The following is a 23,015-nucleotide window of genomic DNA, read 5'->3' as shown; positions in this document are numbered from 1 at the left end:
CACCCGTTGCACGACGGGTGGCGGCGGCCCGGTCGTCGATCAGCGCTGGAGCCGGGGCACCTTGCCGGAGCCCTTGCGGCGGACCAGCCACGCCTCGGTGATGTGGGTGAACATCGCCTCGGCGGCACCCTCGGGGTCCCGGGCGGCGATCCGTTCGTAGATGCGGCGATGCCCGCGGTTGGACGCCACGCACAGCGAACGCTGGGTCCGGCCCATGTAGCGCGCGGTGTTGACGACCTGGCTCTCCAGCGACCGTACGACGCCACGGGCGATGCGGTTGCCCGAGGCCTGCATGATCACGTCGTGGAAGGCCCGGTCGTGGTCGTGGTAGGCGACCTGGTCGTCGACGAGCTCGTCCATCCGGTCCACCAGGGCGCGGAGCCGGTCGAGGGTCTCCTGGTCGGCCTGCCGGGCGGCGACGTGGGCCATGTCCGATTCCAGCAGCCGCCGGGTGACCACGAGGTCGTCGAGGATGGCGAGGCTGTCGTCCTCGGCGATGGTGGCCGCCAGGACCAGTTCGTCGAGCATGTCCCACATCGACTGCGGGGTGACCATCGTGCCGGCACCCTGGCGGACCTGCACCAGGCCCTTCTCCTGGAGCACCTTCACCGCTTCCCGCACCACGGTGCGGCTCACCGAGAAGGTCTCGCAGAGGACCGGTTCCGGTGGCAGGGCCGTGCCGGAGGGGTGCACCCCACGGACGATTCGCTGCACCAGCTCGGCGGTGACCGCCCTGGCGAGGTTTGTGGGTCGCCGGACCCAGGCCGGGGTCACGAGGCCTTCGAGGGTCGTCTCCGGTGGCGTCATGTCCCCTCCGATTTGCTTTGCCGTGGCACGACGTCCAAGAGATCAGTGTACGTCCCGCCTGTTGACCATCAGACGTCATACGAGTTACGTTCCATCGATCGATTGTCGGCGTGGCGGCCGGGCCGTCAGCCAACCCCGTTCAGAGGTGAACAACGATGAAACAGCGCGCGTTATGGTCAGCCGCCCTTGTTGTCGGACTGGTGACGATGGCGGGCTGCGGAAGTGCCACCGGATCGGGCAACTCCTCCGGCGGCTCCGCAGACAAACTGGTGGTGTGGGACTGGAAGTCGGGCGAGGCTTCCGCCGCACAGTACCTCGACAAGGCAAAGGCCGACTTTGCCAAGAAGCACCCCGACGTGACGGTCGAGTTCGTCGCGCAGCCCTTCGACCAGTACTACACCCTGCTCGGTGCCGCGATCCAGGCCGGCAAGGGCCCGGACGTCATGCTCTTCAACGGCGGTGGCCAGATCCGCGACCGGGTGGACGCCCTGGTGCCGCTGGACGAGTACGTGGCCGAGGACAAGCAGCGGCTGGCCGGCTGGGACGCCTTCACCTCCGACGGCAAGACCTATGCCGGCCCGGTGACGTTGCAGGGCCACCCCATCTACTACAACAAGGCGCTCTACGCCAAGGCCGGGCTCGACCCGGCGACGCCGGCCACCACCTGGAGCAAGTTCCTCGCCGACTGCACCGCCATCGCCCGGGCCGGCGCCAAGTGCTTCGCCCTGGGCAACAAGGAAGGCGTGGGCATCCAGTTCTGGCTCTCCGCCCTGGGCTCGGGCATCCTCACCGCCCAGGAGTACGACGACTGGATCGCCGGCAAGCGTGACTGGAACTCGCCGAACGTCAAGCGGGTGTTCGCGCTCTGGAAGGAGGCCGGCGAGGCGGGCCTCAACAACGACGGTGCCAACTCGACCGCCATGTTCAACGACTCCTTCGCCATCTTCCAGTCCGGCAAGGCCGCCCACATCATCGGACTGATGTCCGACGTGGGGCACTGGAAGGACTTCAACGAGTTCCTCACCCCCGAGAACCTCGGCGTGATGAGCGCGCCGGTGGTCACCGAGGGCACCACGCCCAGCCTGGCCTACGACGGCGGCATCGGGTACGCGGTCGCGAAGTGGACGAAGGACCCCAAGATCGCCGCCGACCTGGTGCGCTCCCTGACCTCGACCGACGCGCTCAAGGCGTTCTACGCCGACGCCGGCGCGGTCGCGGCCGACACCACCATCGACGTCTCCCAGGGCGGCGCGGCCGTCGCCGGCATCGTCTCCGAGCTCAAGGGCGGCAAGCCGGCCCTGCACGTGGCGCTCTCCTCCAAGACGATCGACCTGATGGGGCGGCTCTCCCAGCAGCTGCTCAGCGGCTCGATCACCGTCGACGAGGTGGTGAAGCAGTTGGCCGCTTCCGACCAGGCGGGCTGAGCGCGTGCCGATCGGAAACACGCAGCCGTCGGTCCGACCGGCTCTGGCCGGTCGGACCGACGGTCCGGCGGTCGACCCCGCCGCCCGCCGCCGCCCTGCGCGCCGCGCCGGCAGCGGCGGCGGCCTGCGGGCCGAGCGCCTCGCCCCCTACATCCTGGTCGCACCGGCAGTACTGATCATCGTGCTGCTGCGGCTCTACCCGCTGCTGCTCGGCGTCAACTTCTCCTTCACCGGCGACGGGACACGCAACGGAACGGCGGTGGGCATCGACAACTACCGCGAGCTGTTGACGGACCCGCTGTTCCGTACCGCGTTGGGCAACGTCGGGTGGCTGGTGCTGCTGCTGCCGGTGGCGGTGGCGATCCCCGGGCTGCTGGCCACCTTCATCTACCTGCGGGTGCCCGGTCACCGCGTCTACCGCAGCGTCTACTTCTTCCCCGCGGTGCTCTCCCCGGTCATCGTGGGCGCGATCTTCAACCTACTGCTCGCCTTCGACGGCCCGGTGAACGCCGTCCTCGGCGCGGTAGGCGTCCCGCCGACCGACTGGCTGGGCAACCCGGACATCGCCATGTTCGTGGTGGTCGGGGTGCACGTCTGGGCCACGTTCGGCATGTCCCTGGTGGTCTTCCTGGCCGGCTTCGCGACGCTGGACAGCGCCCTGCTGGACGCGGCCCGGGTGGACGGAGCGTCGCTGCCACAGGTGATCCGGCACGTGATCATCCCAGGTCTGTCCCGGACCATCCAGTTCGTCTTCGTGACCACGATGATCGGGATGCTGACCTCGATGTTCGGCCTGCTCTACGTGATGACCAGCGGCGGCCCCGAGGGCTCGACGTATCTGCCGGAGTACTACATCTGGATCCAGCAGGGCCAGATGAACCGCCCCGCCCTCGCCTCGGCGGCCTCGACCGTGCTCTTCGTGATCATGCTCGTCGTCGGGCTGTTGCAGATCCAACTGCTCAGGCGGGCGGGGAAGGAGAGCTGATGTCCCACCTGCGACGCGGGCGATGGCTGATCGCCCTTCCGATGTCGTTGCTGGCCCTGGCGACGATCTACCCCCTGCTGTTCACCGCCAACGTGGCGATGAAGACCCGACGCGACTACATCCTCGACCGGTTCGCCCTCACCGATGCCCTGCGCTGGGAGAACATCAGTACGGCGTGGACCAGCGTCGGGATGGGCCGCTACTTCGTCAACTCGCTGGTCGTGGTGACCTCGTCGGTGATCCTGCTGCTGCTGCTCGGCTCGATGGCCGGTTTCGCCCTGAGCCAACTGCGCTTCCGCGGCTCGTCGGCGCTGTTCCTGGGCTGCCTCGCAGGCCTGTTCGTGCCGTTCCAGGTGATCATGGTGCCGCTGGCCCGGATCATGGCCGACACGGCGCTCATCGACACGTACCCGGGGCTGATCCTCGTCTACGTGGCGCAGTTCCTGCCCTTCACCGTCTTTCTGATGACGAGCTACTACCGGGGCGTGCCACCGGAGATCATCGACGCGGCCCGGATCGACGGCAACAGCATCTACGGCGCGTACCGCCGGATCATGCTGCCCCTGGGCACACCGGCGCTGCTGTCCGTCGGCATCCTCAACGCGCTGTTCTGCTGGAACGACGTACTCATGTCGTTGGTGATGATGCCGTCGGCCGAACACCGCACGCTGATGGTGGGGGTGACCTCGCTGCGGGGGCAGTACTCCGACGACATCCCCACCTTCGCGTCCGGTGTGCTGATCGCCGCCATCCCCGTACTGGTGGTCTACCTCTTCCTCCAGCGCCAGATCGCCGACGGCGTCGCCGCCGGCTCCACGAAGGGTTGACATGCGGATCACCGGATATCGGACGCTCACCACTGTGCAGGAATGGGGGCGCCCCGTCGGCGACGCCAACGGCGTCTTCGCCGACGGGGTGGTCCCGGTGCCGATCGTCGTCGTCGACACCGACGAGGGCATCCGCGGAGTGGGCATCGGCCCGTCCGTGGAGATCGAACGGATCTTCGCGGCGATCGACGGCGAGGATCCCCGCGCCGTCACCACGCTCTACGACCGGATGCTGCGGCACACCTTCAAGGCCGGGCACGCGGGCCCGGTCTTCGGCACCATCGGCGCGCTCGACACCGCCCTGTGGGACATCAAGGCGCAGGCCGCCGGTGAGCCGCTGTGGCGGCTGCTCGGCGGCCGTGACCGGCGGGTCCCGGCCTACGCGTCCGGTCTCGACATCGGCCTCACCGACGACGAACTGGTCATGGCATACCAGGAGTACGCCCAGTACGGCCTACGGGCCGCCAAACTCAAGGGCGGCCTGGACATCGAGCGTGACCGGCGCCGGCTGTGCCTGATCAGGGACGTGCTGACCGAGGCCGGTCAGGGCGGCAGGCCGGGTCTCATGCTCGACGTCAACGAGGCGTGGACCCGCAAACAGGCGGTCCGACACGTCAGCGAGATCGAACGCGTGCTGGACCTGATCTGGATCGAGGAACCCGTCCGACGCTGGGACGCCGAAGGTCTTGCCACGGTCGGCCGGGGCATCCGCGCCTCGGTCGCCACCGGCGAGAACCTCACCGGGCTCGAACAGTACCGCCCGTTGATCGCCGCCGGCGCGGTCGACATCGTCCAGACGGCCGCCGTCTGGGGTGTCACGCACTTCCTGCGGGCCTCGGCCCTGGCCCACGCGCACGACCTGCCGATCAGCCCGATCGGCAACAGCCCGGTCGGGCTGCTGCACGCGGCGACCTCGGTGCCGAACCACCTGACAAGCGAGCTGCAGGATCTGCGTCCACCGGTCGGCCTCACCGTCGACCTGCACGTCGAGGACGGTGCCTTCGTCCTCGGTGACTCGCCGGGGCTCGGCATCCACGTCGACGAGCGGGTGATCGCCGCCGCCGGCCGACGTCCGCAGGCCCACCCGGGTGACAGCCCGAACGTACGGCCGGAGCAGGCCGGACGCCGCCTGCTGGCGGAGGCCGACGGGGTACCTCCCCATCGGCGGTGGCCCGTCGCGGCACCCACCCCAGCGTCCCGTGACAACCACGAGCCCGACGGACAGATCCACCGGACGGTGGCGTCATGAGCGTCCTTGCCGCTGCGGCCGACGGTGCGGCAACGGGGCTGCGGCGCTCGGCGCTGGTGGCAGTACGGGTCTCGGTCGGCAGAGTTCATATCATGGGAATTCTCTACCGAATAATGGGATGGATGGTTACGGTTGCGGTAGTCGATCGAGGGGATTCGTGCATGCCGGCCGCGCCGAACGTCTACACCCACGGACACCACGAGTCGGTGCTGCGCTCACACCGGTGGCGTACCGCCGAGAACTCGGCGGCGTACCTGCTGCCGCACCTCGCGCCGGGCACGTCGGTGCTCGACGTCGGCTGCGGACCGGGCACCATCACCGTCGACCTGGCCGCCCGCGTCGCACCCGGACGAGTCACCGCCGTCGAGATCACCGACGACGCACTCCAACTCGCCCGCACCGAGGCCGACGCCCGTGGTCAGGGCAACATCGACTTCGCGGTCGCCGACGTGCACGCGCTGGATCTCCCCGACGGTACGTTCGACGTCGTCCACGCCCACCAGGTGCTTCAGCATGTCGCCGATCCGGTCCAGGCGCTGCGCGAGATGCGCCGGGTCTGCCGTCCCGGTGGCATCGTCGCCGCGCGGGACAGCGACTATGCGGCGTTCACCTGGTTTCCTCGCGTGCCGGCGCTCGACGATTGGCTCGCCCTGTACCAGCAGGCCGCCCGCGCCAACGGAGGCGAGCCGGACGCCGGGCGGCGTCTGCTCTCCTGGGCGCACGCCGCCGGATTCACCGACGTCAGGGCGACGGCGAGCACCTGGTGCTTCGCCACGCCGGAGGACCGGCAATGGTGGGGCGGGATGTGGGCCGAGCGGATCCTGAATTCGGACCTGGCCCGACAGGTGCTGGCCGCAGGCGTCGCCGCGGCGCAGGACCTACGCAACATCTCGGATGGCTGGCGGGAGTGGGCCGAAGCAGCGGATGCCTGGTTCGCCGTGCTGCACGGCGAGATCGTCTGCCGGGCCTGACGGAGACGCTCGCTCGGCCAGGACATGCGTCGTCGACCCCAGTCGCTGGCTGTGAGGCGGCCACCGACAGAAGGGTCACGCCGACGCCCGGTCGTGCCGAGGTGCGGTCCACCCTCATCCCGGGACAGGGGTGCAGACGATCAGTCGACCACGGAGCGGACGATCTCGGCGATTCGCCTCTCAGTGACGGCATCCACCGTCTCGAAGTACCACGCGGCGGGCATCAGCCCACCGTCCGCGCCGCCTGCCGCGCGGAAGGTGGCCTTCTCGGTGATCGCGAGGTTCAATCGTTCGTCCATGCGCAGCGTGATGAGCGCGGGTGTGCTCGCCGACTTCGCGTAGGCGGGCATGCCGTACCAGATGCGCGGTTTCAGGGTTGGGGCCGCGGCCATGATGATGTCGTGCACCCGCTGCATCGTCGAACGGGTCGGCTCGTCCATCTTCGAGATCCTGTCGACCACCTGCGTCAGGTTCTTTTCGTCCTTCGACGACATGTCATGTCCTTTCGTCTGCCGATGTCGGGCACCGGCGGTATGAAGTCGGCGCAACAGTGCGCCGCACCCCACCCGGACATGTCCTGAACTGCTCAGGTCTCTCCGCGATGATTCACGTGGTCTGTCACGTGGAAGCGCAGTCGGTGGCGGACCACCGCAGTCAGGCTAACGGATCCGCCGCGGCGTGGTCGTCCGGGTCTGCCTCGGACAGGGCGCCACGGAGCATGACGGGGGATCCGGAACCCCACGTCGAACGTACCGATGGGCGGATGAGGCCCCGCCTTGCAAACGAACCTGCGGCTGCGGCTGGACACTGGTAGCGGCCACAACTACTGGAGCGGCCGTTACCAGGAGGTCCGGAGTCAGCCGCTTCGACGGTTGCCGTACTGGCGAGGACTCTGCACCGTGCCGGAGCGGCCGTGGACGCGGCTCGGGGTACCCCCGGTGTGGTTGGCGGTGGCCTTGCCCTTGGACCGGCGTGCCGCGCGGTTCTCGAAGGGCTGTGGCTGTTCCTCGGTGTCCGTTTCGGCGTCGGCGGTGGGATCGGCGTCGCTGGTGGCGTCGGTCATGGGTGTCTCCTCGTGCTGTTTCAGGACTGGGCTGTATCGCGGCGGGTCTGGAAGCGTGGCCGCCGCGATACGCAGACGGTAGCGGGCAGGCTGACCCGAGTCGGGACCGACTGCCCGAGTAAACCATCCAGGCCGGTCGGGAGCCGTCACGTCGCGCCGCCGGTCTGTCAGGCCGGCTGCCGCTGGCGTCCGCAGGCGAGTTGAAGAAACATGACGCAAGGTGTCAGGTTTTGGGTGGAGCATGGGTTCATCGGTCGGCGCCGGTGATAGGCGCGGACCACGGCACAGATAGATGCGGAGAGACAAGGCCTCCATGCGCGAAACCCCACAAGATCTCGAAGAACTCCAAGCCCTGCTTGACGCCTCCCTCGCCCGCTCCACGTCTCACCTTCGCTCGATCATCAACTCCGCGCGCACACTGAACGCGGAGCAGCTCACCCAGGTCCTCACCGGCATGTGCACGCTCGCTCTGTCCAGCGTGACAGCGAAGGGTGAGCCGCGGATCAGCGGTGTCGACGGGCACTTCCTGCGAGGCAAGTGGTACTTCGGCACGGCGCCCGACGCCGCCAAGGCGCGCCACCTCGCGGCGCGGCCCGCCGTCAGCGCCGCACACATGCGCGGTGAGGATCTCGGCGTCTTCACGCACGGCACGGTGGAGATCCTCAACCCCCGCAACGGCGACCAGGCCAGGGACTGGCCGGACGTGCTCGCGTACTTGAAGGACTTCTACGGCGACGACCTCTTCGACTGGGACAACGACGTGGTCTACTACCGGCTGCATCCGCACTGGATGACCGTCTATGCCCCAGACATCGCAAAGCTCACCGTGACGTCCAAGCCCTGACCCACAGCACGGTCTCGCCTTCGGGTGGGGTGCTGGTGATCCAGGCGGGGGGCCGCCCTTCGTAGGGGGCACCCCCTCCGCGTCGGCGCGGCTACAATGAGCTAAACATTCTTGAGCGTCAATGTATATGTGGGACTGTCGATGACCGCTACCCGAGCGGAGGATGCGTCCGCCGCAATGCCCGACCCGGGTCGGGCCCGCACGCTGGATGAGCTGGTCGCAGGGCTGCGGTCGTTGAAGGTCTGGGCGGGAAACCCGTCCTACGAATGGATCACCGGCCAGGTCAACAACGCGTGGCGGGCCGCCGGTCGCCCGACCGGCGAGTTGGCCAAGCGGCCCACGGTCGTGGACTGCTTCAAACCCGGTCGGCGGCGGCTGAACACCGACCTCGTGACCGCAGTCGTGCAGGCACTGCACCCGGACGAGGGGTACGTGCACCAGTGGCGCCAGGCGCTGCGGGTGGTCGGCGGGGAGGCCCTGGCCGCCGTCGTGGTGCAGGTCCAGGACAGGCTTCCACCCGACCTGGCCGGGTTCACCGGTCGTACCGCCGAACTCGATCAGCTCCGCCGCGCTCTCGGCCGCAACGGCGCGGTGGCGATCTCGGCGATAGAGGGAATGGCCGGCGTCGGTAAGACCCAGCTCGCCATTCACGCCGGGCATATCCTCATCCGGGAACGTCAATTTGATCGGGCGCTTTTCGTCAACCTGCGCGGATTTCACCCCGACCCCGCTCGACCTCCAGCGGACCCGGCCGCCGTCCTGGACGGCTTTCTGCGGCTGCTCGGTGTACCGCCGCAGCGCATCCCCCACGCTCTCGAGGCCCGCACCGCGGCCTACCGTGACCGGCTCGCCGGTACCCGCACCCTGATCGTGCTGGACAACGCCGCCGACCTCGACCAACTCCGCCCGCTGCTCGCCGAGGTGCCCGGCTGTCTCACCGTGATCACCAGCCGGCGAAGCCTGTCCGACCTGCCCTCGGCCACGCAGTTGGTGATCGACGTGTTCGCAGCGGACGAGGCCGTTCGATACCTGGCCCACGCCGCTGGCCAGGTCCCGGTGGGCGACGATCGCACCGCTGCCGCCCGTATCGCACGGCGCTGCGGCTACCTGCCGCTGGCGCTGGATCTGACGGCCGGACACATGCGCGCCACACCCGACTGGACCCTCACCGATCACGCCGACCGGCTCGACGAACGCCACGACCAGCGACGCCTGGAAACCGGTGTCGAGCTCGCCCTCGACCTGTCCTACCACCGCCTGCCCGCCGACCAGCGCCAGCTGCTCCGGTTGCTCGCGCTGCACCCCGGGCAGGACAGCGACGCCTACGCTGCGGCTGCCCTGACCGGCGCCGACATCGAGGTCACCCGTGCCCATCTGGACCGCCTGTGCCGCGACCACCTGCTGCACCAGTCCAACGCGGGCCGGTACACCTTCCACGACCTCGTCCGCACGTACGCCACCACCCGAGCCCACGACGAGGTCCGCCCACGCGACCGTCGCGCCGCCCTGACCCGCCTGTTCGACTACTATCTCGCCACGGCCGCCTCCGCGATGGACGCTCTGCACCCCGCCCAGGCGCATCTTCGACCCCACGTCGCCCCGTCCGGTACCTGCGTCCCCGAGCTGACCGACCCGGACACCGCCCGCATCTGGCTCGACACCGAACGGCCAGCCCTGGTCACCGTCGTGGCCCACGCCGCCACCCACGACTGGCCCGCCCACGCCATCCGGCTCTCCCGCGTCCTGGTCCAGTACTTCGCCGGTGGCCACAACAGCGACGCCATCACCGTCCACAGTCATGCCCGCCGTGCCGCCAGCCGCATCGACGACGTCACCGAACAGGCCCACGCCCTCGCCGACCTTGGCGTCGCTTACCTCTGGGGCGGCCAGCACCAAGCCGCAGCCGAACACTTCACCGAGGCTCTACGCCTGTTTGAACAGACCGGCGACGCTCCCGGGCAGGCCCGGACCCGGACCAACCTCGGCATCGCCGAACAGCGGCTCGGCCGCTATCGCGAGGCCGCCGCCCACTTCGCGCAGGGCGAGATCCTGCACCGGCGAGCCGGCAACAAGGTCGGTCAGGCCCGCACGCTGACAAACCTCGGCGACATCGAACAGAAGGCGGGTCGGTACGGCGAGGCCGCCACGCACCTGCGGCAGGCGCTCGCCCTGTTCCGAGAGACCGGAGACCGGGCCGGCGAGGCGGTGTCGCTTGTCAACCTCGCGGAGGTCGACACGCGGTTGGGCCGGCATGGGGCGGCCGCCGAAAGCCTGGCCCAGGCGCTTGTCCTGTTTCGTCATGCCGGCCACCGCAACGGCGAAGCCTGGACGCTGGATGGGCTGGGCACCCTCCACGCTGCTCGCGGCGAGCCCGCCAAGGCCGCCGAGTACCACCAACAGGCCCTGACGATCCTGCGGACGACCGGCGACCGGCACGGCGAGGCGTACGCGCTCAACGGCATCGGCGAGGCCGCGCTCGCCGCAGGCCACCCCGCCGACGCTCATCGCCATCACACCGCCGCGCAGCGGATCGCCGCCGAGATCGGTGCCCGCGACCAGCAGGCCCGCGCCCACACTGGGCTGGCCAATGCCCACCGCGCCCTCGGCCATCTCGACGAGGTCCGTGCTCACTACCACCACGCCCTCGCCATCTTCACGGACCTCGGTACGCCCGAGGTCGACCAGATCCGCGCCTGCCTCGCCGCCCTCGACAACGCCGGCATCCACACCTGAGCGAGATCCCCGGGAAGCCCGCCCGGTGGCTCCCAACCCGGGGATCTCGCGTTACGGGAGTGGTCGAGAATGACCGACCCCCCGTGGGTCAGGTGGTGCAGGGGGAGCCGTTCAGCGTCCACCCCACCGGTGGCGGGTTGGAGATGCCGCTATTGCCCAGGAAGCCGAACGACGTGGAGGCGCCGGGTGCGAGCGTGCCGTTGTGGCTGAGGTTCCGTGCCGTCACCAACGCGTTGGACTGCGTCACGTTGGCGTTCCAACTGCTGGTGATCCGCTGCCCGTTCGTGAACGAGAAAGTCAGAGTCCACCCGTTCACGGGAGTGTTGCTGGTGTTCGTGATGGTCACGTTGCCGGTGAAGCTGGCGGACGCCGCGTTGGAGTTGGCTGTGTAGGCGATCCGGCAGGCACCGTTGCCTCCGGTGGGCGAGGGGGAAGGGGATGGTGGTGCGGGGTTGCCGTCCACCGCGGCCTTGGGAAGTCCGACGAAGATGTCAGCAGCCTGCCGGCCAAGTACGGCGACATCCAGCTCGCACGAGACATTCCACATCGGCTCGAGACGTAGCGTGACGCAGTACTCCTTCGCCGGCTGAAGAACATTCGCGGGGAGACTGTGGGAGTAGAACGACTCTGCCGGGTTGCCCACGCCGACGGCTTCGCAGAAGCGCAACAGTGAGGTGGTGTGGCTGACCCGCCAACTGTTGCCGAAGACCCCGTACAGGTCGGCGAAGGAGGGCGGCACACGCAGGGGGTCGCCGTTGCTGGCTTCGAGGAAGTGGGGGTCACCGTTGTGGTTGCCCAGCAGGCCGCGCACCGCCGGGGTCTCGGAGCCCAGGCTGATGCCCAGGTTCACGTACGGTACGGTGCCGGCGATGGCGGTGCTGCGGACGAGGTTGCCGGACGGGTCCCTGAACGTGTAGACGTTTCCCACCCGGTCGATCGCCACTCCGGTGGAAAGCAGCAGTGATTCGCCGGAGGGCAGGTTGGTGTCGACTCCGTTCACGACCAGACGGGTCCCGGCGCACACCGCCAGCCTGGTGTTGCCCATCCGCACGCCGACTGACTGGTTCATCGATGCGTTGGGCCAGGTCGGGGCGCCAGACTTCTTGCGTGTCTGCACCTCGAACGTGGTACCGGCCCGTGCCTCGACGAAGTCACCCGTAGCCTGGAAGTCGTAGTACGTACCGGCGAAGGTGTACTGGTGAGTGTCGCCGACGGCGACGGCGGCCCTGCAGCCCGCCAGCTCCCGATTCTTGGCTGCCTGGTTGATGATGAGGGCTGGCGCCGGCGATGTGGGGGTCGCACTCGGTTTGGCGAAGTTGAGGTTGTTCCTCTCCTTGCTGTAGCCGACGTCTTTGCATTCGGGCGCCTTCGGACTGCCGTCGACTATCGTCGTGCGAAGGTTGAAGTCGGCCTCCTTGTTGAAGACGGCTGTGGATCCGTTGCCAAAGCCGAACACGTTGAACTCGACCTGCGTCCATCCCGGTCCCGCCTGGTCCGGCAGCGGCTCCCCTGGCACGACGTGAAGGACATCCGAACTGGACGTCGAGGCGGCGTTCTGGTTCCCATCGTTGAACGTGACCACGTCGACGACGGTGTCCGCGCCGATCGTCTGCGTCTGCGCTTCCAGCTTGAAGCCCGGAAGTGCGATGTTCCTGATCGGTACGTAGGGAAGCGGGCCCGCCGCCCTCTCGCGCCTCAGCCAGCAGTGGACCTCGCCGTCGTCCGGGACCTCAGTCCAGTCGTTCGGGCAGGGCTTGCCCTGGCTCGCATCCGGGTTGTAAGCCAGCAACCAGTAGTCGATGTAGAGACGGCTGGGTGGCTCATTCGGAACGGTTTGCGGGGTGTTGGCGAAGATGAACTGCTTCCAGCCCTCACACAGCGCGGGAGTCGGTGAACTGGCGCACTCCCTGACCTTGAGGCGGTTGGTGTTGAGCTGGAGCGTGTAGCTGTTCGCCATCACCGGCCCGCTGGTCGGGGAGGAGTTCACCGTCAGCAGGTCCTTGTCCTTGACATCCTCGAACGTGCCGGTCGCCCTGGTGATGTCACCGGCATCCGCGGGTCGCTCCGTCACGATGCCCATCCCGGTGCCACCACCGATGTCCCTCCGCGCAGCCGGTACACGGTTCGGGGACATCGGGATCGCCGGCTGGTCCACGCACGCGGTCTCCCGCCACACCACCTTGGGATAGGTCGCGTCGAAGCACCCGTCCAGCGATGGCCGCGGGGCCTCGACGATCTGCGCATGCCAGGCCAGGAGATTCTCCTGCGTGGCGGGTTGCTCCGCTTCACTGCCGGCGTGGACGACTCCCATCGTCAGTAGGACAGCCGCGATCGTGGCGCCGACCAGCCCGAGTTGTGCTCGACGTTTTCGCGGTAGCAATCTCAGCATCGTTTCCTCCCCAACGCTTGTGAAACCGCCTGGCGCTCGTCTGCGGGCGGGTCTTGCTGAGGAGGGTCGCGCGGTGGGGGACAGGGTGGGGAAATCCCATACAAACCCATAAACGCCTTCGTGGTGCTGGCACTCCCCGCCATGTGACGCACGGGAGGCGGGTGCGGCGGGCTGTAATGATGGGCCGATGATCCATTCGTTTCATCTCGCACTGCTTCCGCCGGCCTTGACCTTGCGCACCCTGGGTCGTGGGCCTCGGGCGGCTGGGCTGCGGCATGCCGAATGTTTCCCGCTCATGCGACTCGGTTCCCCGGTGCTGTCGGTGGAACGGATGCAGCTGCGACGCCTGGCGATGTTCGCCGAGTGGGACGATGAATCGGCGTTGGAACGGTTCCTCGCAGACGACGCGCTGGGACGGCGGCTCGCCGCCGGATGGCATGTGCGATTGCAGTACCTGCGGCGGTACGGCGAGGTGGCCGCGCTCGCCGGCCTACCGGTGCAGGCGGGCCGGTGGGATCCGGAGGAGCCGATGGTGGCCGTCACCCTCGCCCGGCTCAAGCTCTTCGAACTGCCCCGGTTCCTGAAGTGGGGGCGGCCGGTCGAACGCCTGGTCGCCAGCCACCCTGGCGCCACCTTCGCCACCGCAGCGATGCGCCCGCCCCACACCTTCTCCACCTTCACGATCTGGCGCAGCGTCCGCGAGATGACCGACATGGTCCACGGCCGTAGCGCCGTTCCACAGGCTGACACGCACGCCGTCGCCATGGTCGAACAGAATCGTCGGGACTTCCACCACGAGTCCGCGTTCATGCGATTCCGCCCGTTGTCCGAACACGGAACCTGGGAGGGGCGCCGGCTGCTTCCCTGAGCGACTCGGGAGCCAACGGTGTCGGGACCGGCGCCGTGGTGCGACGCCGGTCCCGATCAGAGGTGTCACTGGCCAGCTGTGGCCGGTCAGGCCGCGCTGAACCGCCACTGCTGGTTGGTGCCACCGTGGCAGGTCCACTGCAACAGTCGGGCCCCGTCCGTGGTGGCGGCGGAGTTGACGTCCAGGCAGAGCCCGCTCGGCACACTCTTCACCGTGTAGACCCCGGAGGTGCCGGTCGGGGTGGCGGTGAACTTCTGTTGGTTGCTGTTGTTGCAGGTGGCCTGCTGGAGGAAAGCCCCCGCTGTGGTGGAGCCGCCGATCACCTCGGCGCACTTGCCACTGTGCACCGCCTTCAGGTAGACCGCGCCATTACCGGCGTCGACGGCCTGCCACTTCTGGTTGTTGCCGCCGGTGGACGCCCACTGATGGATCTGCGCCCCGTCGGCGGTGGAGACACCGTTGACGTCCATCAGCTTGCCGCTGTGCTGCGCGGTAAGCGTCCAGGTCTTGCCCGCCACCCCGTCACCGGGAGGAGGGGTGACCGGGCCGCCGGTGCCGACCCCGGGGCCACCGAAGGTGTGCGAGTCGAGGTCGAACCAGTTGTTGCCGCTGCCCTTGAACACGAGATACAGGGTGTGGGTCCCGGCCAGGGCGGTGACGTTCACCGGTGCTGTGGACTGGTAGTTGTCCCAGCCGCCGGTGGCGGGCACCGGCGTGGTGGCCAGCAGGGTGCCGGTGGGTGAGCCGGCCCGTAGTTCGATCGTGCCGCCGCCCGACGGCGACGACAGCCGGTAGCTGACCGTGTTGATCCCCGACAGGCTCATCGGGGTGAACGCCACCCAGTCGTTGTTGGAGATGTCCCCGATGCGCTTGCCGCTCTGCGCGCCGGCCTGTTCGACGATCCGGGTGCCGGACTGGCTGCTGTAGTACTCGGCCTGCTTGTGCTTGGGCTGGAGGATCACCTGCGCGTGACCGGTGAGCGGCGCCGCGCCACCCGCACCGCCGTTGTCGGTGTAGCGGGCGTTGAGCACGTAGAACAGGTTGGCGCCGTCGGGGTGCCCGCCGAGCAGGTCGGTCGGGATCGTGCCCGAGCAGCCGGGATAGTCGGTGGTCTCGTGGGCGTGGTCGTCGTGCCCGAGAGCCGGGTTGAGGAACACCTTGGAGCAGTCGATCGCCGCGCCACCCGGGTCGGAGACGGAGATCTGGTACGAGACCTGGTCGCCGAAGGTCAGCATGCCTCCGTTGGCCGGGGTGGTGATGGTGACCACCGGAGCGGTGTTGCCGACGGTGATCTGTACGTTGGCGAAGCCGCTCTTGCCCGAACTGTCGGTCACCTTCAACTGGGCGGTGTAGTTGCCGTTGCTGGTGTAGACCTTTGACGGGTTGGCCGCCGTCGAGGTGGTGCCGTCACCGAAGGTCCACTGGTAGCTGAGCGTGTCGCCCGGATCGGGGTCCATCGACCCGGCGCTGGAGAACTGCACGGTCAGCGGGGCGTTGCCGCTTGTCGGCGTCCCGGTCGCCTTCGCGATCGGGGTACGACCGCCCTGGATGTAATCGATCCGGTAGAGACCCGAGTCGCTGTTGCCGCCACCGAAGTTGGTCCCCCACTCCAGCAGGTACAGCGAACCGTCCGGGCCGAACTCCATGTCCATCGGCTTGTTGAACCGGGTGGTCGGCAGGAACGGGTTGGTGCGGGTGACCGCCGTGGCGGAGTCGAAGTGCACCTCCTTTATGTAGTTGCGGGACCACTCGTAGAAGAAGTGCACGCCGTCGTAGTAGGGCGGGAACTTGGTCGCCGACGGGTTCGCCGCGTTGTACCGGTAGACCGGTCCACCCATCGGCGCGGAGCCGCCGGAGCCCAGCTCGGGGAAGGTCTGCGAGGTGCCGTAGCCGTACCAGATGTTGGGTGCGACCACCGGCCGGAGGCTGGTCAGGCCGGTGTTGTTTGGCGAGTTGTTCACCGGCGCCGCGCAGTTGAACTTGGCGCCGACCGCACCGGTGTCCGGGTTGTACGGCGCGTACGGCTGGTTGTCACCGTGGCAGAACGGCCAGCCGTAGTTCCCCGGCGCCTTGATCACGTTGAGTTCGACGAGACCTTCGGGGCCACGGTTGGTGGTCGGGGGATTGCGGTCGGGCCCGTAGTCGGCCAGGTAGACCCAGCCGTTGGACGGATCGATGGAGAAGCGGAAGGGGTTGCGGAAACCCATCGCGTAGATCTCCGGGCGGGTCTGCGCGGTGCCCTGCGGGTAGAGGTTGCCCGACGGGATGGTGTAGCCGCCGCCGGCCGAGGGCCGGATCCGCAGCAGCTTGCCACGCAGGTCGTTGGTGTTGCCGGCGGTACGGGCGGCGTCGAGCATGTGCTTGCCCGACCGCCAGTCCAGCGGGGCGTAGCCCTGCCAGTTGGGGTCGAGGTTCGGTGCCACGTCGTCGCCGGTGCCGATGTAGAGGTTGCCGTCCGGACCGAAGTCGATGTACCCGCCGGTGTGGCCGGGCTCCGGGTAGGTCCGGTCCCGGTACGCCGGGATGTCGATGATGGTGACACCGCTGGACATGTTGAGCGTGTCACCGGTCAGCGTGTATCGGGACACCCGGTTGACGTCCGTGCTGCTGCTGGCCGGTGAGTGGTACAGGTAGACGTACCCGTTGCTGGCGAAGTTCGGGTCCAGGGCCAGCCCGGTGAGCCCGTCCTCGCCGCCGGTGTAGACGCTCAGCGTGCCGGCGGTGACGGTGCTGTTCGTACTCGGCTTGAAGATCTTGACCTGGCCGCCACGTTGCACGTAGAGCACCCGACCGTCGGGTGCTACCGCCAGCGACATCGGGTCGACGGTGTTGTCGTCGAGGGTGCGCTTCTCGAAGTTGCCCCAGACGGTGCCACCGCAGTCGCCGGGCTGGTTGCCGGCGGCCCACTTGACGCCACCGAGGACGTGGTTGCGGAAGTGGGTCTCGCTGTAGGACGCGATGGCGTGACCCATGGCCGTGGCCCAGACCCGACCGCCGCCGACGCTGCGGCACCAGGAGATCGGGTGGTCCGGGCCCATCGCCCGGGAACCGGGGTTGTACGTCCGTTCGTCGGCGGTCACCAGCACGTGCACGTCGCCGCGCGGGTTCTTGTCGAAGTTGTACCACTCCTCGCTGCGGTTCCAGCGGTCCGGCAGGCTGGCCGTGGACGGGTGCTTCTTGTCGGCCACGATCGCGGTGCCGGGCAGCACGCCGGGGGAGTGCTCGGGCATGTGCGCGCCGGCGTTGATGGTCTGGTCCCACCACGGGTATTCGCCCTCGATGCCCATGTCGGTGGCGTTGTGGATGGCGACGATTCCCTTGCCGGAGGCGAGGTAGCCCTCCACCGCCTGGCGTTGGGCGGCCGAGGTCCAGACCATGCCGGAGGTCTGGAACATGATGAGAACGTCGAAGGTGGCCAGGTTGGCCGGGGTGAAGACGCTCGAGTCCTCACTGTGTACGAGCTCGAAGTTGTCGGCTGCCGCCTGCTGCTGGAACATCGACACCCCGGCGGGGATCGAGTCGTGCCGGTAGCCGGTGGTCTTGGTGAACAGCAACGCCCGGAAGGCGGGCGCCGCCGACGCCGGGTTGACCAGCGCGAGCGCCAGTAACAGACCCAGGGTCACACCGATGATTGTTGTCTTACGACGCATTCCGTCTCCTCTGTGGCGGTGCGGGGCGGTGTGGGGCGGGGCAACTGTGGTGCGACCACGGAGCCGGTCACCGGTCCGGGCACGGCGCAGGGTGCCGTGCGGTGGGCGCGAGCCCGGTCGCGTCGTCGTGCCTGGCGTCGCCCGGTCGCACGGCCGGCGGTCACGCAGCGTCATGCCGGATCGGTTGCCGTCCCGTGGTCGGGAGGGCCGGAGCCGGAAGCTCTATATATGGGAAGTCGTTGATGTTAACGACAACATCTGGAGCGGTGTGGTGCGGTAGCGCGCGTCCTGAAGGTGCCCGTATGCACGCTCACCTGGGCGGCAGGATGATCGAAAGCCGCTGCCAGGTAGGGGATTGCGAACTCATACCCGAACATCTATCTTCATACGTGTGATGTTTCGGTTGTGTCAAGCGAAAGTTTGAGCACGACCACAGGAAGTGCCGTGCTCGGCGACGAAAAGGGTCGGGTTGCCAGCGCGGAAGTGCCCTGTGTGCCGCCGACGCACCTTGACTCTGACTACTATCCGTGAGGAATTCCGACGATGCCAGATGGACACCCCGGTGCCCTGCTCGCCCTGCGGGGCATCAGCAAGTCCTTCCTCGGCGTCGGTGTCCTGCACGAGGTCGACCTCGACGTCGCGGCCGGCGAGGTGCACGCGGTCGTCGGCGAGAACGGTGCCGGCAAGTCCACCCTGATGAAGATCGTCTCCGGCGGGTACGCCCCGGACGCCGGCACCATCACCCTGGCCGGGCAGCCGCAGGTGTTCGGCAGCCCACGCGACGCCCAGCGGGCCGGCGTCGGCATCATCCACCAGGAGTTCAACCTGTTGCCGGAGCGCACCGTCGCCGAGAACGTGTACCTGGGTCACGAGCCGGTACGCCGCGGCCTGGTCGACCGGCGTCAGATGCTCGCCTCCACCCGACGCCTGCTGGACTCGATCGGCGAGACGGCCCTACCCGCCGACGCGCCGGTCGGACGCCTCAGCGTCGCCCAGCAACAGGTCGTCGAGATCGTCAAGACGCTCGCCCTCGACGCGCGACTGATCATCATGGACGAACCCACCGCCGCGCTGGCCGACCACGAGGTGGCCCTGCTCTACCGCCTGGTGCGCCGCCTCCAGGAGCAGGGCATCGGCATCCTCTACGTCTCGCACCGGCTTACCGAGGTCTTCGACCTGTCCAGCCGGATCACCGTGCTCAAGGACGGCCGGCGGGTGACCACCGTACCCACCGCCGACACCACCGCCGACGAACTGGTCCGGCACATGGTCGGGCGGGAACTGTCCCACTACTACCCGCCGCGAGCCACCCCGCAGGACATCGGCGAGGTCCGGCTCACCGTCCGCGCGGGCGCCAACCGCAAGCTGCGCGACATCGACCTGACGTTGCGCGCGGGAGAGGTGCTCGGCGTCGGCGGCCTGCAGGGCTCCGGGCGCTCCGCCCTGGCCCGAGCCCTGTTCGGGGTGGCACCGTTCACCGCCGGCGAGGTCGTCGTCGACGGCACCCCGACCCGACTGCGTTCCCCGCGTACGGCGATGCGGGCCGGGGTCGCCTACGTCAGCGAGGACCGCAAGGGCGAGGGGATCGTCGCCCGTCAGTCCGTACTGGACAACGCGCTGCTGGCCAGCCGCGCCGTCTTCGCCCTCCGCTCCGGCCGCACCGCCCGCACCGTACGGGTCCGGGAACTGCTCGCCGCCGTCGAGGTCCGCAGCGCCGGTGACCAGCAGGAGATCCGGTACCTGTCCGGCGGCAACCAGCAGAAGGTGGTGCTGGCCCGCTGGCTCGCCGTGAACCCGCGGATCCTGCTCTTCGACGAACCCACCCGCGGTATCGACGTGGGTGCCAAGTCCGCGATCCACGACCTGGTGCGCCGACTCGCCCGCGACGGCGCGGCGGTACTGATGATCTCGTCGGACCTGCCCGAACTGCTCGGCATGAGCGACCGCATGATCGTCATGCGCGACGGGCGGATCGCCGGCGAACTGCCGGCCGGCGCCACCGAGGAGGACGTCGTCGCCCTCGCCGTCGGCACGGTACGGGAGACGGCCGCGTGAGCGCCCTGCCTCTGTCGCCCGCCCGGCGGCCGGTGCCGGGCGTGTTCGTGGCCCTGGGCCTCACCCTCGCCATCGGCTGGCTGGTCGTCGCGATCGACGGCGGCCAACTGTTCAACCAGTCGACGACGGTGAGTCTGCTGCACGTCGCCGCCGGGCTCGGATTCGTCGCGGTCGGCCAGACCCTGGTCATCCTCGGCGGCTCGCTGGACCTCTCGGTGGCGTACGTGGTCAGCCTCAGCACCCTGGTCGCGGCCGAGACCATGAACGGCAGCAACGCGGCGCTGCTGCCCGCGATCGGCCTCACCCTGCTCGTCAGCGCCGGCATCGGGCTGTTCAACGGGCTGCTCGTCACCACCGGTCAGATCAACCCGTTCATCGCCACCCTCGGTGTCGGGCTGCTGCTCAAGGGCTATCTCGACAGCAGGTACGACGGCCCGGCCGGCAGCACCGCCCCGGCCCTCGTACAGACCCTCGGCTACCAGCGGGTCGGGCCCGTACCGCTGTCCTTCCTGCTGCTGCTCGCGGTCGCCGGGGCCTGCTGGTTCCTGCTGTCGCGGGCCCGGTTCGGTCACCACCTGATCGCCGTCGGCGGTGACCCGGAGGTGGCCCGGCTCTCCGGTGTCCGCAACGACCGGGTACGGGTGACCGCCCACGTGCTCTGCTCCCTGTGCGCCGGGCTCGCCGGGATCTACCTCGCCAGCCGCCTCGGCTCCGGCGCTCCCCGGGTCGGCACCGAGGGCCTCTACGACCTGGAATCGATCGCCGCGGTGGTGATCGGCGGCACCGCCCTCGCCGGCGGCCGGGGCGGGGTCGTCGGCACCGTCGGCGGCGTGCTGCTGCTCGCCGGCATCGACGCCATCTTCAACCAACTCGCGGTGGACGCCTTCGCCAAGCAGGTCGTCCGAGGCGTGATCATCATCGCCGCCGTGGCCGTCTACGCCCGTCGGGCCCTGCGGAAGGCGGACCGGTGACCACACAGACCGTCTCGCGTCGCCTCGCACCGCTGCGGCGGTGGAACAGCGGTGGGATCCTGCCGATCCTCGCGGTGCTGGTGGTGCTCCTGGTCCTCGTCGCCGCCCGCCAACCCGACTTCCTCAGCCCGCCGTCGCTGATGTCGTTCCTCGGCCGCTCGGCGCCGATCATCCTGCTCGCCGCCGGTCAGTACTTCGTGATCGTCTCCGGGGAGTTCGACCTGTCCGTCGGCTCCCTGGTCACCGCGCAGGTGGTGGTCGCCGCCCGGCTCATCGACAGCGACCCGTCGCGGACCTGGCCGGTGGTGCTGGTGCTGCTCGCCGGGGGTGCGCTCGTCGGCCTGGTCAACGGCCTGATCACCACCCGGCTGCGGGTGCCCTCGTTCGTCACCACCCTCGGCATGTTCCTGATCCTCGTCGGCGCGGTCTACCTCTGGTCCGACGGCGCGCCCAAGGGCGGTCTCACCGACCAGTTCCGCCAACTCGGTCGCCGGGCCGTCGAGGACGTACCGGTGTTCGGTCGGCTGCCGTACGCGCTGCTGGTCCTGCTGGTCCTCGCGGTGGCCGCGGTGCTGCTGATGCGCTCCGACTTCGGTCGGACCCTGGTCGCCGTCGGCGACAACCCGCGTACCGCACAGCTGAGCGGGGTGCGGGTGTGGCGTACCCGCACCATCGCCTTCGTCCTCAGTGGCCTCGCCGCGGCGGTCGCCGCGATCCTGATCGGCGGCTACGGCGGCGTCTCCTTCCAGGCCGGCGCGGGCCTGGAGTTCGGCGCCATCACTGCGGTCGTCCTCGGCGGGGTCGCCCTCGGCGGCGGCCGGGGCTCGGTCGTCGGCGCGATGCTCGGCGCGCTGACCCTCGAACTGCTCTTCGCGTTGATGAATTTCTACGGCGTCTCCGGCGCGCTCAGACCGAGCGTGCAAGGCGCCATCATCCTGCTCGCCGTGGCGGTCTCGGCCCGGCGTTTCTCATCCAGATAAAGGGGATTGCCTCATGAAACGTTGCCTGGCCGCGGTCGCCGCGGTGACCTTGTTGACGCTCGCCGGCTGCGCCACGGACACGCCGGTGGCCACCCCGTCCAGCACCGAGTCCGCACCGGCCGGCGCCGGCACCGGCGAGCAGTCGAAGTTCTTCGACCAGACCGACTACGACAACGAGTTGGCGCTGCTCGACGCCATCGCCACCGGGCCGGCGGACAAGCCGTGGGAGCAGGCGCTCAACCCCACGCTTGTGGACACCACGAAGTTCAAGAAGGCCGGCCCGTACAAGATCTGTTTCTCCAACGCGGCGTTGAACAACCCCTGGCGGCAGGTCGGTTACAAGACCATGCAGGCGGAGGTGGCGGCGCAGGGCGACCGGATCAAGGAGTTCGTGCACGTCGAGGCCGAGGGTAAGGACCAGAAGCAGATCGCCGACATCAACGACCTGCTCGGCAAGGACTGCGACGCCCTGATCGTCTCGCCGAACACCACCGCCACCCTCACCCCGGCCGTGGAAGCGGCCTGCCAGACCGGTCTGCCGGTCATCGTCTTCGACCGTGGCGTCGACACCGACTGCCCGGTGACCTTCATCAACCCCATCGGCGGGTACGGCTTCGGTCATGTCGGTGCCGAGTTCGTCAGCCAGCGGATGAAGCCCGGCGGCAAGCTGCTCGCCCTGCGCATCCTGCCCGGCGTGGACGTGCTGGAGACCCGCTGGTCCGCCGCGAAGGTCGCCTTCGACAAGGCCGGCGTCGACGTCGTCGGGGTCGAGTTCACCGACGGTGACCCGGCCAAGACCAAGAAGATCGTCGACGACTACCTCCAGCGGTACGGCACCATCGACGGCGTCTGGATGGACGCCGGGGCGGTCGCGGTCGCGGCGGTCGAGGCGTTCCAGGACGCCGGCAAGCCGGTGCCCCCGATCAACGGCGAGGACCAGCTCGACTTCCTGAAGGTGTGGAAGGAGGCCGGTCTCACCGCGATCGCGCCGACCTACCCGACCTACCAGTGGCGCACCCCGATCATCGCGGCCCTGCGCATCCTCGACGGCCAGCAGGTGTCCAGCCCGTGGAAGCTGCCCCAGCCGACGATCACGCAGGAGAACCTCGACAGCTACCTCGACGCGGACATGCCGCCGCTGCACTACGCGATGTGCGGCTGCACCGACCTGCCCGGATACCCCCAGCGCTGGAAGTAGG

At 68.8% G+C, this 23,015-nt stretch carries 17 protein-coding genes; 12 read left to right on the top strand and 5 right to left on the bottom strand.

What is annotated here, in order from left to right:
• Positions 1-39: 39 nt before the first annotated feature.
• Complete coding sequence (locus tag C1A38_RS07565; RefSeq protein ID WP_102657114.1) at positions 40-807, bottom strand: FadR/GntR family transcriptional regulator; 768 nt, start codon at positions 805-807, stop codon at positions 40-42.
• A 206-nt stretch (positions 808-1,013) separates the two neighbouring features.
• Between C1A38_RS07565 and C1A38_RS07560 the strand changes: the two genes are divergently transcribed.
• The 5 genes from C1A38_RS07560 (at position 1,014) to C1A38_RS07540 (ending at position 6,263) form a co-directional block, all read left to right on the top strand.
• Entirely contained in the window at positions 1,014-2,231 is a 1,218-nt protein-coding gene (locus tag C1A38_RS07560; RefSeq protein ID WP_233196694.1) for an ABC transporter substrate-binding protein, read from the top strand.
• Positions 2,232-2,235: 4 nt separating this feature from the next.
• Positions 2,236-3,216, top strand: a complete 981-nt coding sequence (locus C1A38_RS07555; protein WP_199180124.1) for a carbohydrate ABC transporter permease — start codon at positions 2,236-2,238, stop codon at positions 3,214-3,216.
• Entirely contained in the window at positions 3,216-4,043 is an 828-nt protein-coding gene (locus C1A38_RS07550) for a carbohydrate ABC transporter permease (protein ID WP_102657112.1), read from the top strand. The genes C1A38_RS07555 and C1A38_RS07550 overlap by 1 nt, the downstream gene beginning before the upstream one ends.
• A 1-nt stretch (position 4,044) precedes the next feature.
• Positions 4,045-5,292, top strand: a complete 1,248-nt coding sequence (locus tag C1A38_RS07545; protein ID WP_102657111.1) for a mandelate racemase/muconate lactonizing enzyme family protein — start codon at positions 4,045-4,047, stop codon at positions 5,290-5,292.
• A 161-nt stretch (positions 5,293-5,453) separates the two neighbouring features.
• Positions 5,454-6,263 (top strand): class I SAM-dependent methyltransferase, encoded by an 810-nt coding sequence (locus C1A38_RS07540; RefSeq protein WP_102657110.1) that lies wholly within the window; start codon positions 5,454-5,456, stop codon positions 6,261-6,263.
• Between the two features lie 140 nt (positions 6,264-6,403).
• Here C1A38_RS07540 and C1A38_RS07535 read toward each other — a convergent pair whose 3' ends face one another.
• A complete protein-coding gene (locus C1A38_RS07535; RefSeq protein ID WP_102657109.1) occupies positions 6,404-6,757 on the bottom strand; it encodes a DUF1801 domain-containing protein in 354 nt (117 codons plus the stop codon).
• A gap of 362 nt (positions 6,758-7,119) precedes the next feature.
• Positions 7,120-7,326 (bottom strand): hypothetical protein, encoded by a 207-nt coding sequence (locus C1A38_RS07530; protein ID WP_102657108.1) that lies wholly within the window; start codon positions 7,324-7,326, stop codon positions 7,120-7,122.
• A 292-nt stretch (positions 7,327-7,618) separates the two neighbouring features.
• Here C1A38_RS07530 and C1A38_RS07525 point away from each other — a divergent pair, with 292 nt between their 5' ends.
• On the top strand, positions 7,619-8,170 hold the full coding sequence (locus C1A38_RS07525; RefSeq protein ID WP_233196691.1) for a pyridoxamine 5'-phosphate oxidase family protein: 552 nt from the start codon (positions 7,619-7,621) through the stop codon (positions 8,168-8,170).
• Positions 8,171-8,311: 141 nt separating this feature from the next.
• Positions 8,312-10,903 carry a tetratricopeptide repeat protein gene (locus C1A38_RS07520; RefSeq protein ID WP_102657106.1) on the top strand — a complete coding sequence of 864 codons (2,592 nt, stop codon included), beginning with the start codon at positions 8,312-8,314 and terminating at the stop codon, positions 10,901-10,903.
• An 88-nt stretch (positions 10,904-10,991) separates the two neighbouring features.
• Here the strand turns inward: C1A38_RS07520 and C1A38_RS07515 are convergent, their stop codons facing one another.
• Positions 10,992-13,292, bottom strand: coding sequence for a cellulose binding domain-containing protein (locus tag C1A38_RS07515; RefSeq protein WP_102657105.1), 2,301 nt, complete (start codon positions 13,290-13,292; stop codon positions 10,992-10,994).
• Between the two features lie 295 nt (positions 13,293-13,587).
• On the opposite strand from C1A38_RS07515, the gene C1A38_RS07510 reads away from it, so the two are divergent.
• Positions 13,588-14,160 (top strand): hypothetical protein, encoded by a 573-nt coding sequence (locus C1A38_RS07510; protein ID WP_199180123.1) that lies wholly within the window; start codon positions 13,588-13,590, stop codon positions 14,158-14,160.
• 86 nt (positions 14,161-14,246) lie between these two features.
• Here C1A38_RS07510 and C1A38_RS07505 read toward each other — a convergent pair whose 3' ends face one another.
• On the bottom strand, positions 14,247-17,810 hold the full coding sequence (locus C1A38_RS07505; RefSeq protein WP_102657103.1) for a ThuA domain-containing protein: 3,564 nt from the start codon (positions 17,808-17,810) through the stop codon (positions 14,247-14,249).
• A gap of 543 nt (positions 17,811-18,353) precedes the next feature.
• Between C1A38_RS07505 and C1A38_RS07500 the strand changes: the two genes are divergently transcribed.
• The 4 genes from C1A38_RS07500 to C1A38_RS07485 are packed head-to-tail and all read left to right on the top strand — an operon-like array spanning position 18,354 to position 23,014.
• On the top strand, positions 18,354-19,865 hold the full coding sequence (locus tag C1A38_RS07500) for a sugar ABC transporter ATP-binding protein (RefSeq protein ID WP_102657102.1): 1,512 nt from the start codon (positions 18,354-18,356) through the stop codon (positions 19,863-19,865).
• Positions 19,862-20,836: an ABC transporter permease gene (locus tag C1A38_RS07495; protein ID WP_102657101.1), complete on the top strand. Its 975-nt coding sequence runs from the start codon at positions 19,862-19,864 to the stop codon at positions 20,834-20,836. Before C1A38_RS07500 ends, C1A38_RS07495 begins: the two co-directional genes overlap by 4 nt.
• Positions 20,833-21,816 (top strand): ABC transporter permease, encoded by a 984-nt coding sequence (locus C1A38_RS07490; RefSeq protein ID WP_102657100.1) that lies wholly within the window; start codon positions 20,833-20,835, stop codon positions 21,814-21,816. The genes C1A38_RS07495 and C1A38_RS07490 overlap by 4 nt, the downstream gene beginning before the upstream one ends.
• 13 nt (positions 21,817-21,829) lie before the next feature.
• Positions 21,830-23,014, top strand: coding sequence for a substrate-binding domain-containing protein (locus C1A38_RS07485; RefSeq protein ID WP_102657099.1), 1,185 nt, complete (start codon positions 21,830-21,832; stop codon positions 23,012-23,014).
• Position 23,015 lies beyond the last annotated feature (1 nt).

Origin of the sequence: Verrucosispora sp. ts21, from assembly GCF_002879555.1 — a bacterium.
In the GTDB taxonomy this organism is placed as follows: domain Bacteria; phylum Actinomycetota; class Actinomycetes; order Mycobacteriales; family Micromonosporaceae; genus Micromonospora; species Micromonospora gifhornensis.
Note: the sequence above shows the minus strand (reverse complement) of the source record. Positions and strands in the feature narration are given on the sequence as shown.

Coding starts and splice junctions, on each gene's coding strand:
- C1A38_RS07500 (WP_102657102.1), top strand. CDS start 18,354: ATGCCAGATGGACACCCCGGTGCCCTGCTCGCCCTGCGGGGCATCAGC.
- C1A38_RS07560 (WP_233196694.1), top strand. CDS start 1,014: ATGGCGGGCTGCGGAAGTGCCACCGGATCGGGCAACTCCTCCGGCGGC.
- C1A38_RS07515 (WP_102657105.1), bottom strand. CDS start 13,292: ATGCTGAGATTGCTACCGCGAAAACGTCGAGCACAACTCGGGCTGGTC.
- C1A38_RS07485 (WP_102657099.1), top strand. CDS start 21,830: ATGAAACGTTGCCTGGCCGCGGTCGCCGCGGTGACCTTGTTGACGCTC.
- C1A38_RS07510 (WP_199180123.1), top strand. CDS start 13,588: ATGCGACTCGGTTCCCCGGTGCTGTCGGTGGAACGGATGCAGCTGCGA.
- C1A38_RS07545 (WP_102657111.1), top strand. CDS start 4,045: ATGCGGATCACCGGATATCGGACGCTCACCACTGTGCAGGAATGGGGG.
- C1A38_RS07550 (WP_102657112.1), top strand. CDS start 3,216: ATGTCCCACCTGCGACGCGGGCGATGGCTGATCGCCCTTCCGATGTCG.
- C1A38_RS07565 (WP_102657114.1), bottom strand. CDS start 807: ATGACGCCACCGGAGACGACCCTCGAAGGCCTCGTGACCCCGGCCTGG.
- C1A38_RS07530 (WP_102657108.1), bottom strand. CDS start 7,326: ATGACCGACGCCACCAGCGACGCCGATCCCACCGCCGACGCCGAAACG.
- C1A38_RS07505 (WP_102657103.1), bottom strand. CDS start 17,810: ATGCGTCGTAAGACAACAATCATCGGTGTGACCCTGGGTCTGTTACTG.
- C1A38_RS07525 (WP_233196691.1), top strand. CDS start 7,619: ATGCGGAGAGACAAGGCCTCCATGCGCGAAACCCCACAAGATCTCGAA.
- C1A38_RS07535 (WP_102657109.1), bottom strand. CDS start 6,757: ATGTCGTCGAAGGACGAAAAGAACCTGACGCAGGTGGTCGACAGGATC.
- C1A38_RS07520 (WP_102657106.1), top strand. CDS start 8,312: ATGACCGCTACCCGAGCGGAGGATGCGTCCGCCGCAATGCCCGACCCG.
- C1A38_RS07540 (WP_102657110.1), top strand. CDS start 5,454: ATGCCGGCCGCGCCGAACGTCTACACCCACGGACACCACGAGTCGGTG.